Origin of the sequence: Pseudomonas sp. PS02290 (assembly GCF_029960075.1) — a bacterium.
GTDB lineage: Bacteria > Pseudomonadota > Gammaproteobacteria > Pseudomonadales > Pseudomonadaceae > Aquipseudomonas.
Map to the genome: position 1 here is coordinate 131356 of NZ_JASCOY010000006.1, position 10168 is coordinate 141523.

Here is a 10168-nt window from a genome sequence, read left to right on the forward strand (position 1 = left end):
AATGAAAAAACCCGGCCTGAGCCGGGTTTTTTCTGGGTCGATTACTGCATCCAGGGCGGAGGCGGTTCTTCGGACTTGTTAGGTGGCGCGTCGTCTGCAGCACGTGCTGCCTGACGCCTTGCATCATCTAGCCGTGCCGCTTCAATCTCGCGCAGCACACCCCCGACGTCAGCGTCCTCTTCTGGCTCGTCAAATTCGCCGGTCAGTACTGTTGCGGGCGACAAGGTGCCGGCTTCGTAGTAAGACCACATTTCCCTGGCGTAGCGAGTCTTCTTGAGCTCAGGCGCAAAGCGGCCAAAGTAGGACGCCATGTTCCCGACGTCGCGCTCCAGCATCGTGAACGCATGGTTGTTGCCCGCAGCATCCACCGCTTGCGGCAAGTCAATAATGACCGGGCCGGTAGGCGTGAGCAGCACATTGAACTCGGACAGGTCACCATGCACCAGACCGGTACACAACATCAGCACGATCTGCTGAATCAGGAACGCGTGGTACTCGCGCGCCTGATCGGGCTCCAGTGTCACGTCATTCAAACGAGGCGCGGCATCACCGTATTCATCGGCGATCAGCTCCATGAGCAGTACGCCCTCAAGGAAGTCGTACGGTTTGGGCACTCGCACGCCGGCGCCTGCCAGACGGAACAGAGCCGCCACTTCGGCGTTCTGCCACGCGTCTTCGGTTTCCTTGCGGCCGAACTTCGAACCCTTGGCCATGGCGCGGGCCTGGCGGCTGTTGCGGACCTTGCGGCCTTCCTGATATTCCGCTGCCTGACGGAAACTACGTTTGTTGGCCTCCTTGTAAACCTTGGCACACCGAAGCTCATTGCCACAGCGCACCACATAAACAGCTGCCTCTTTACCGCTCATGAGCGGGCGCAGCACCTCGTCGACCAGACCGTCTTCGATCAGGGGTTCAATGCGTTTTGGAGTCTTCATCAGCTTTTATTCTGGGTCCTTCGTTGCCGAACACGCGATTGTTGCTCGTTATACGGCAATCCTCTGCCAGCGAGTAGGGGGTAGGCCGATTGAGTTGAGGGTCGGCCGTTGTCCCGACTGGGTGAAGCAGTTTTTGTGCCGCCCCGAGCCAAGGCGCGCAGAGCACCATAAACCTGATGCTGCCCAGACTTGTTTGCAAGGAAAAGAAGGCCGCCCATTGCCAAATTAAACGAAGACTAAAAAAGGGGCCATCAGCAGCTCCTTCGTCATTCGGTCATGAGTTGCGTCGCGTCACCAGTTATAGCGAGCGCCGACATTCACGCCCCAAGGCTGCTCAATATTGCTGCCCTTCATGTAGTCCACATCCGCATGCACAGACAGGACGTCCGTCAGTTGCGCCGCGACGCCCGCGCCCAGTTCACCACGGAAACCAGAAAGATCATTATGGAAGCGGTTTCCGTTAATGCTCACCTGATTGCTGCTGACAAACTCATGAGCTGCGGCCACTTTCACGTAAGGCTGTACGAAGCCGCCTTTATCCAGCGGGAATGTGCGACCGACCTGCGTCCCCACTTTGCCCAACAGCGAGTCAGCCTGATTGCTGCTGGCCTGCATACCGTTGTCCAGATCGTAGTCCTGACCACTGACCCACAGCGCGGAACCCTGCGCGAACGGCTCGACGAACCATCCGTCATTCAGCTTGATGTGCTTGCCCGCTTCGATCGAGACACCCACGCCGTGGTTGGTGTAGTCGCCCTTGGATTTTTCGCCATCACGCATCACCACGTCCGACGAGTTCTGGAACCGGTTGGCCTTGATCAGTGCGTCCACGTAGAAGCCGTCATCCGCGAGCCACGTGGTGTAGGCGCCGACGTAGTAACTGTCGACCTTTCCGGTGGTGCCTTCCTGCAGGTCCAGGTCGGACTTGCTGTAACCGCCCATCAGACCCACCAGCCACTGGCCGTTGCTGGCAGGCAGGGGAGCGTCGGCACCGAATGAGAGACCCTGCTGGCTCTGCCGGTACGCCACGCCACCGCCTGCGGACATGTTGTATTTGTTGCCGTAGGCGCGCATCCAGCCGCCGCCCTGATCGTCGCCGTTGCGCAACTCGCCCATGCGGCTGCGCAAGGTGGCGGATTCGCCATACCACACGGTCGGCGCTGCGCTGAACAGGCCCATCACCGAGCGCGAGCCGGCCGACACTTCACTGGTTTGCACCAGCGACCAGTCAGCACCGCCGGTGGCGTTTTCCTGTTGCTCCAACTGGTAGGCATAGGTGCCAAAATCGACCTTGTCGCCGATCAGCGAAAACTGCGCATCGCCGCTGCCGGTGTGGACGATCTGTTGAGGTGACGCACCTTGGAGTGGATTGATCCCGCTGTTCTGCACCAGCAGCCGATGCGTGCCCGTCGCGCTGCCAGCTACGTTCAGGAAGTCTCCCTGTTGGGCCGCCAGGTCAGTGCCCAAGGCGAATGTACCCGAGCCAGACAACTGGTTAACGCTGAGCGTGTGGAAACCTTCCGTCGTGCCGCGAAGGTCAACCGAGCCACCGTTCAAGTCGAGTTTGCCGACACTGGAATCACCTTCCATCACCCAGCTGGAGGTGTTATCGACTGCGAGCGATGTGGCGTTGGCGATGTTGCCGGTCAGGCTGGCGTTGTTGGAAAGCGTAAAGTGCCCGGTGGATCCCTGCGCGACCTGCACATCGCCAACCAGTTGGCTGTTGTCCACACCGACATAGCCCGTTGCGTCGTTTGTGATTTCCAGCGCAACGCCATTGCCCCCGGACAGCGTGGAATGGTTGCGGATATCCACAAACACGTCCTTGTCGGCGCTCCCTGAATGGGTGATGACAATCGCACTGCCATGGATCCCTGCAATCGTGGAATTATCGACTTCCGTACGTGGCGATACCTCCAGCGCCCCAGTTGCATCAGCCCAGGTGACCAGGCCATTGTTGTCGCCTTGCACCAGACTATTCTGGTTGATCGACGCGTAGGCCCCTGCCACCACCAGACCTGCCCCGCCAGTGACAAAGCCGCTGCCGGAACTGCCTGCGTGCCCCTCTACGCGAGAGTTGCTCAGCACCAATGTCGCGCTGTCCGTCACGTTGATGCCGCGATCGATCCCGGACACAAAGCTGTTGCTGACCTGAGCGCTGGAGGCCTGCTCGAAGCCCGACAGGCGGATGCCGAAACTGCTGGCGCCTGGGTTCGCGGGATTGGCGGAGGCGATGATGACGCTGTCATTGATGACAGCGCTGCTATTGAAAAGCGCAACGGCAGGTGCGCCTGTTGCGGTGATCTTGCCGCGGTCCATCTCGAGCCAGGACTTGGAATCGGCAAAAATGCGGCCAGTCTCACCGCCCGCACTGATCATCAGGCCCGAGGCGTTCAGATTGAACTCGAAGACCCCGCTTCCTTCGCCGATTTCAACCGTCTGCCCGGGCGGAACGGTGATAGGTGCCGCATTGATGTTCATCGATACCGAACTCAACGCCAGTACCGCCCAACCTACTTGCTTCTCTAACCGCTTCATGTGCCTCTCAATCCAGGGAATAATCGAGGGCACATTGGATAGAAAAGGACTACAGAACGAGTTCAGGCATTTCGTCAGCAGTTGTAGGAAGTTTCCCTAAATGACACACGCCGTTACTCAAATAGGCCCAACCGGCTTCGCTGCTTCAACTCGGAATGCTCACCAAGGAAGTGCTCACCATACGTATCGAAGCCCTACGTTCACGCCCCATGGCTGATCAATATTCTTGCCGGTGCCGTAATCAACATCGGCATGCAACTGCATGACCTCAGTGATTTGCGCTGCAATGCCTGCGCCCAGCTCACCCCTACTCCCGGACAGATCATCGCTGAAGGTGGTGCGATTGACGCGCACCTCATTGCTGCGGGCGAACTCATGGGCCAGCGCAACTTTTACGTATGGCTGGACAAAACCGCCCGACTTGATGGGAATCATGCGTCCAACATGAGTGCCGACCTTTCCGAGCAGCGAGTCAGCATTATTGCTTCTGGCTTGCAGGCCGTTGTCCAGGCCGTAGTCCTCCCCGCTGACCCACAGCGCCGAGGCTTGGCCATAGGGCTCAACGAACCAGCCGTCACCCCAGTCGATATGCTTGCCGACCTCCACCGAGCCACCCACGCCGTGATTGTCATAATTGCCTTTGGCCTTGACCCCGTCGCTCATGCGCACATCGGCTTTGTTCCTGAAGCGGTTGGCCTTGATGATGGCATCGACGTAATAGCCGCTGTCTGACAGCCAGGTGCTGTAGACACCCGCGTAGTAACTGTCGACTTCGCCGTCCGTGCCGAGCCTCATGTCCAGGTCAGAACGGCTGTAACCGCCCAGTACACCGATCAGCCACTTGCCATCACTTTGGACGGCGGTATCGACACCCAGCGAAATCCCCTGCTGGGTCTGGCTGTAATGCACCTGATCCTGAGCCGAGACGTTGTATTTGTTGCCATAGCTACGGGCCCAGAAACCACCGCCTTTATTGCCGTTACGCAGCTCGCCCATGCGGCTTCGCAATGTGCTGAGTTCGCCGTACCACACCGTTGGTGCCGCACTGAAGATTCCGATCACCGCCCGGGCACTGGGGCTGATGATCGGGTCGCCGCCCGGTGTTTCTCCGCCACCGCCGGGATTGCCGGGATCGACCGGAGTTTCGCCGCCTCCACCCGGTTCGCCAGGATCAACCGGGATTTCGCCGCCTCCACCCGGTTCGCCAGGATCAACCGGAATTTCGCCGCCTCCACCGGTGTCGGTTCTGGCCTGTGCGAGGTACCAATTGGTCCCGCGCTGTTCCAGCCGATAAACGAAAGTCCCGACGTCCACCTGCCCCCCGACGACCGAGAAGGTGGCAGGGCCGCTGCCGGTGTGTACGACCTGCTGGGCGTAGGTTTCCTCGATCGGATCGACACCCGTGTTGCGGATGCTCAGCGCATGGCTGCCGCTTGCCTGCCCGGTGATGTTAACCAGGTCGCTCAGATGGCCTGCCAGATCAGTGCCCATCGCGAACGTGCCGTTGCCTGCCAGCGTCGAGGCATTGAGCGTTCGGAACGCGCCATTGCCACCGCGTAAATTGACGGTGCCTCCGTCCATCGTCAGGGCCCCGACGTTCGAATCGTTGACCATGTCGAAGGTCGAGTTGGTGCCCACCGAAAGGCTTCGCGCGCCCGTCACAGTGCCTGTCAGACGTCCTCCGTTGGTCAATGCCAGGTCGGCAGGGGTCTGGGCATCCTGAACAATGTCACCGGTCATCTGGCTGTTATCGATGTTGAGGCTGCCGATATTGGTCATGGATCCGGTGAACGACGAGCCCGCAGCCATCGAGACAGGCGCGGTGGAGCCTGAAAGCTCGACCAGATTGCCCGTCACACGGCTGGCGTTCATGTCGAGGCTGCTGATGTTGCTCATTGTCCCGGTAAGCGTGGCATCGTTGCGCATCACAATGTCGGCAGTCGAGCCGGCAAGCGCCTGTACGTTCCCGGTCAGGTCGCTGTCGTCGACCGTGATGACAGCACCCGTTGTCGAGCCGGCAGGCGACGTCGCAAGCCCAACCTCAAGCAATACGCCGTTACCTGCATTCAGCGTGGAGCCATTAAGCACTTCGATCGCGGCGTTCATGGGCGTAGCGCCGAGATTGCCAACCAGAATGGCACTGCCCGTACCTGAAGTCAGCGTAGAGGCGTCGAGCACCAAATGTGGCGCGGTCGTGAATTCAGTATTGGAAAACAAACCAGCGCCGCGCGTGCTTCCCGTAGCCTGACTGCCCTCAAGCAAGGCCTCTCCGCCGATGAGGGAAATCCCCAGGCCATCCCCCGCAATCGATGCACCGACTGCACCGGTGCCCGTAATTTGAGAGCCGATGACCCTGGCTGTGCTGCCCCCCGAAACATTCAGCCCCCGACCCGCTGCGGTAATACTGCTGTTGGTGACGGTGGCTGTGGAGCCGGGGACGGTGTCGTCGACGCCGCGAACCACGGATAACCCGGTATTTGAGGTGGACACCAGGGTCGAGTCATTGATGACTGCGTCGCTTTCGGTCAACACCAGTGCGCGCAACGACGTTGCCGAAACTGATGCGCCATTTAAAGTAACGGAGGAGCCGGCGTTGGTGAAAATATTCAGCGTCTGCCCGCCCGGATTCACATTCAGACTCGCAGCGTTTAATGTCCAGGATTGTGCCGGTTCGCCAGGCTCAACTGTTGCGGATCTACCCGGCGAAAGCGTGACAGCACTGACCTGCTCACTGGATATAAGTATCGTAAGCGCCAGTATCAAATTAACACCTGAGCAGCCTGACTCGCGATAATTCATATTTCCTCCTCCCAGAGTGCAAAGCATTACTTCCATGGGCGCGACTTCGAAACCGTCGTCAGCGTTTTTCCAGCAGCACTACAACCAACTAAGTTGATCACGAGCTGACTGTCAAGTTAGCCCCCCAGGTTAAAGACCCACTCACTAACTGTTTCGCGATAACCGTTATCGCGAAACACTCTATCCAGGCCAATCAATCACTTAGCGCCAGACTGTCATTATTGACAGTGGCCTGATTCCAAACGTGTCGTTACCGTTAAACCGCTACAACCACTCCGACAATTGCAAATTGGATGACAAGGAGTCACAGCAATGAAGCAGAAAAAGAAGTTTAACTCGCTCAAATCAAGGGCTGATCTTCCGTCCGTTGAAGTCCCTGGCCTTCTCGAAGATGGAAGGGTGCCGGCTGAGATGATGGACGATGCAAACGGTGAACCCGTTGACCTAAAAGTGTTGATACCGACCTTCGATGGGCTTAAGAAGGACGACACCCTGACGCTGTATATCAACACTGTGCCCTCAGAGACGGTAACGGTGACGGAGTCTCAAGCACAGGACCCTGATTTCAAGGCAGCATTTACGATTGACCACGACAATTACCCTGCCCCGGGTAAGTACTTTGAAGTTTCACTGGACTATGTGTACTTCGACTCTGCAACGCAGGAAAGTAGCCGCTCAGGCGCACCTTTGAAAGTGATATTCGACCGTGAGCCACCCGGAGGCGACTCAATGAGAGCCTTGGACTTTAGTCAAGTAGCGGGAGACGTGATCACCGAAGACAACCTTGTTGAAGGCAATCTGGTCGTCAAAGCTTACGCCTGGTATGGCATGGAAACGGGCGATGTGATCACTGGATGGGCCAGCGATTCCCCGCCGACACCAGAATCGATAGCGCAGTTTCTGATTCCCGACTCTGCAGTAACGGTCGGAGAACCAGGATCACCCATTGCGCCGGGCAACTCCGTTGAGCTGAAGTTTCCTCGTGCGTCATTCGACGGAACGGGCACTCGCTACTTCGGCTACCAGCTCAAAGATAAGTTGAACAACATTTCTGCGCCTTCGCCCTATGTCCAAAAGTCAGTCGATCTGGCACTTACGAACCTCAACTAACTTCCAGGCAGGACACGAACATGACAACGCTATCTGCTTTTGCACGTGCAATTAGCCCCAATAAGACGCTGGCCGACCTTCCCTCTGTCACTGTTCCGCTAGCAGATCCCGCAACAGGGATTATCAAAATCGCCGATTTAGTCAACGACATCGCTGTTATCGTTCCAAAATCAGCCTCCATGAGATCCACTGACTCTATTGTTCTCACGGTGAATACGGCAGAGGTCAGCACGCCTCTGGACCTTTCTACAGTCGACTTGACTGACCCGAACATTACCGAATTTACACTGCTATTCCGTAAATCAGATTTTCCTCTACCGGAAACCGACGAGTCAGTCCCTTTGACGTATTATCTTTACGATACGGCTGCTGAGGATGGCCAGTACGCGCCGGTCCCGACAATGGTCCGATTTGATCAACTCGCCCCCGGGGGAGCTCAGCTTCCGCCACTGTACTTTACACCAGCCCAGCAATCCGGCATCACCGTCGCTGACATTATTAACGGGCAGCTGCCATTTTGGGTCGATCCGTTTTTTGGAAGTGAACGCTATGACTTCGTGGAGCTGTCGCTTGGCACTGACGAAAACACGGTGGTTTACATTACCCCGACGTTCGAGGTCACTGAGCCTAAAGGCCGAACCGCCGTCAGTATTTCAGAAACAGACTTGAGGGCTGCGCCGGATGGCGAAAAATGGTTTGGCTATAGAGTCAAGGATTTCGCGGGTAACGTCAGTCAGTTATCCGAGCTGACGATGATTCCGGTTTTTCTGAATCTGCCGACACTGAAAGCACCGATTGTGCCGGAATATGACGACACCTCCCTGATTACCTACACCGACGCCTATCCCGACGTCGGCGTGAATATCCCTACTTATGATGGTGCCGCCGTCGGCGACAACATTTACGTCATATGGGGCGCCATCACGTTACCGCCCTATACGCTTACGCCCAATGATGTCGGCAACACTCCGACTCTGACGACGATTCTTGTGCCTTACGCGACCGTTTTGGCCGTCGGCAATGGCGACAGCATCTCAGTGAGCTACATCCTCCGGAGAGCAGATGGCCAGCGGGTCGACTCTCCCGCTACCACTGTTGCGGTGAACCTGGAAACACCCGGCGGCACTGACCCGGATCCCGATCCTGAAACCCCTGAGCACGACTACATCAAGCCGCCGGAACTGAAGTGCGGATCAAGCCCGGCCAATACCATTCTGCCCGGTGACTTTGGCAAGGACGCAGTCGTCACGATTTATCGAGCCAGGGTTAAGGACAACAACCCGATTTGGAAGGTAGGCGACATCATCCAGTTTTACTATGGCAACATCGGAGCTCCGCTGATTTCCGCTGTGCCGGTCACTACTCTCAATGAGCCAGCGAATATCACCATCAATGTTCCTTATGCCGCCGTCATCGAGGCCGTAGGCGTGGGGGACATCCCTATCTATTTCACCGTGACCCGACAACTGGACCCGCAAAACGCTGTGACGGTTGAGTCGCCCAGAGCGATCGTGAAGGTCACTTCTGCAGGTGAGTTGCCAGGCGAAGGGACACTTGCCCTAGGTGAGTTCCCTGAAGCGAATGCAAACAACATCATCGTCCGCAGAGTGACATGGGACGGCACCACTTTCCGAATCCCGTTGGCCGGGGTCTCAAATATCGAACTCACCAAGTCTCCAAAACTCAGCTACAACTTTGTAGGCCTTGTAAGCGGTGATTCCATTGTGCCTATTGGCGCCCCTATCGAGGCGACGAGACAGCAGGCGTCTGATATCCCCATTACCCAGGCGATGATTACCAACGGACATTTTGAATTGGCCCTCCCGTGGTCACTGCTTTACCAGATCTGCCGCAATGGGGCGACACTGGACTACTCGCTCAGTAATGATTCCGGGCTGGTACAAGCTCCGTCTAAATTTGTGCGCATGGCACTTAACGTAGGCGGAGGGATTTGCGAGCTGGATAATCCTCCGGCTCAACCCTAGGCACGTGCAGGGATTGCACTAACAGGTATTGAATCGCTCGATGCATGTCATTGAGCGATTCATAACTGTTCAATAAGAAAAACAGTTTTGCATAATCGGAATCAGATTTGCTGCATGCTGTTTAGCGACGGTAAGTGGTCATATTCAATAGACCGGAGACAGATCAATTTACGGTGAAGCACTGTAAATAGATCAGTCCCCTTTTCCACGCAGCTTTATCCCAGCCATCGCCTGTCCAAGCTCTTTGAAGGATATCCACCCACTCGCAACATCAAGGACGATCTACATGAACATCAACAATCTCCCCACCCATCCCGCAGGCGGCAAGGCTCTGAGTCCGTTGGTGTTCTCATCCATCGATGACTCGCCCAATAACCCGCGCCTCGGGTTGGGGTATGCGCAGTTGTTCGATGAAACCCGACCCGTACCGCTGGTGGCGAAGTTACCTGACGTCACACGCGTCGGCGACAGCATCACCTAACTTATTCAATCATGCATCAAACAAGCACTGTCACTTCTGACAGCAGACACCTTATCCACACCGCCCGATACTGAAACCCGACATCGCCGTTTCAAGGACGATTCCCATGAAAATAGAAAACCTCCCTCGCGCGCCCCGTCAGCCAAACGGCTCGGCCAGCCCCAGAGCACTTAACCCCCTGGTCTTCAGCTCGTTCGATGACACCCCAGACAACCCGCGCCGCGGTCTGGGTTATCTGCAACTGTCCGACCCCACGCGTCCGGTCATGCTGACCGCCAAGCTGCCCGACGTGACGCGCGTGGGCGATACCATCGAGCTGT

7 protein-coding genes are annotated in these 10168 nt (G+C 57.1%); 4 read left to right on the forward strand and 3 right to left on the reverse strand.

The genetic code is table 11. From position 1 onward, the window contains the following. Window positions 1-41: 41 nt before the first annotated feature. From QMX88_RS05710 to QMX88_RS05720, 3 genes are all read right to left on the reverse strand, one after another. A complete protein-coding gene (locus QMX88_RS05710; RefSeq protein ID WP_282367138.1) occupies window positions 42-935 on the reverse strand; it encodes a PA4780 family RIO1-like protein kinase in 894 nt (297 codons plus the stop codon). Window positions 936-1226: 291 nt separating this feature from the next. Next, the gene (locus tag QMX88_RS05715; protein ID WP_282367140.1) at window positions 1227-3473 is read right to left on the reverse strand and encodes an autotransporter outer membrane beta-barrel domain-containing protein; all 2247 of its coding nucleotides are present in this window, start codon (window positions 3471-3473) and stop codon (window positions 1227-1229) included. Between the two features lie 174 nt (window positions 3474-3647). Then, window positions 3648-6272: an autotransporter outer membrane beta-barrel domain-containing protein gene (locus QMX88_RS05720; protein WP_282367143.1), complete on the reverse strand. Its 2625-nt coding sequence runs from the start codon at window positions 6270-6272 to the stop codon at window positions 3648-3650. Between the two features lie 312 nt (window positions 6273-6584). Here QMX88_RS05720 and QMX88_RS05725 point away from each other — a divergent pair, with 312 nt between their 5' ends. The 4 genes from QMX88_RS05725 to QMX88_RS05740 all read left to right on the forward strand — a co-directional run. Then, a complete protein-coding gene (locus tag QMX88_RS05725) occupies window positions 6585-7382 on the forward strand; it encodes a hypothetical protein (RefSeq protein ID WP_282367145.1) in 798 nt (265 codons plus the stop codon). Between the two features lie 20 nt (window positions 7383-7402). Then, a complete protein-coding gene (locus QMX88_RS05730; RefSeq protein ID WP_282367147.1) occupies window positions 7403-9367 on the forward strand; it encodes a hypothetical protein in 1965 nt (654 codons plus the stop codon). Window positions 9368-9653: 286 nt separating this feature from the next. Beyond that, entirely contained in the window at window positions 9654-9848 is a 195-nt protein-coding gene (locus QMX88_RS05735; protein ID WP_282367149.1) for a hypothetical protein, read from the forward strand. 106 nt (window positions 9849-9954) lie between these two features. Beyond that, window positions 9955-10168, forward strand: a 214-nt coding sequence (locus QMX88_RS05740) for a hypothetical protein (protein WP_282367151.1), incomplete at its 3' end; no start/stop codon positions are given.

Excerpts from the sequence above, each read along its gene's own strand:
- QMX88_RS05710 (WP_282367138.1), bottom strand. The coding sequence starts at position 935 with ATGAAGACTCCAAAACGCATTGAACCCCTGATCGAAGACGGTCTGGTC.
- QMX88_RS05735 (WP_282367149.1), top strand. The coding sequence starts at position 9,654 with ATGAACATCAACAATCTCCCCACCCATCCCGCAGGCGGCAAGGCTCTG.
- QMX88_RS05720 (WP_282367143.1), bottom strand. The coding sequence starts at position 6,272 with ATGAATTATCGCGAGTCAGGCTGCTCAGGTGTTAATTTGATACTGGCG.
- QMX88_RS05715 (WP_282367140.1), bottom strand. The coding sequence starts at position 3,473 with ATGAAGCGGTTAGAGAAGCAAGTAGGTTGGGCGGTACTGGCGTTGAGT.
- QMX88_RS05725 (WP_282367145.1), top strand. The coding sequence starts at position 6,585 with ATGAAGCAGAAAAAGAAGTTTAACTCGCTCAAATCAAGGGCTGATCTT.
- QMX88_RS05730 (WP_282367147.1), top strand. The coding sequence starts at position 7,403 with ATGACAACGCTATCTGCTTTTGCACGTGCAATTAGCCCCAATAAGACG.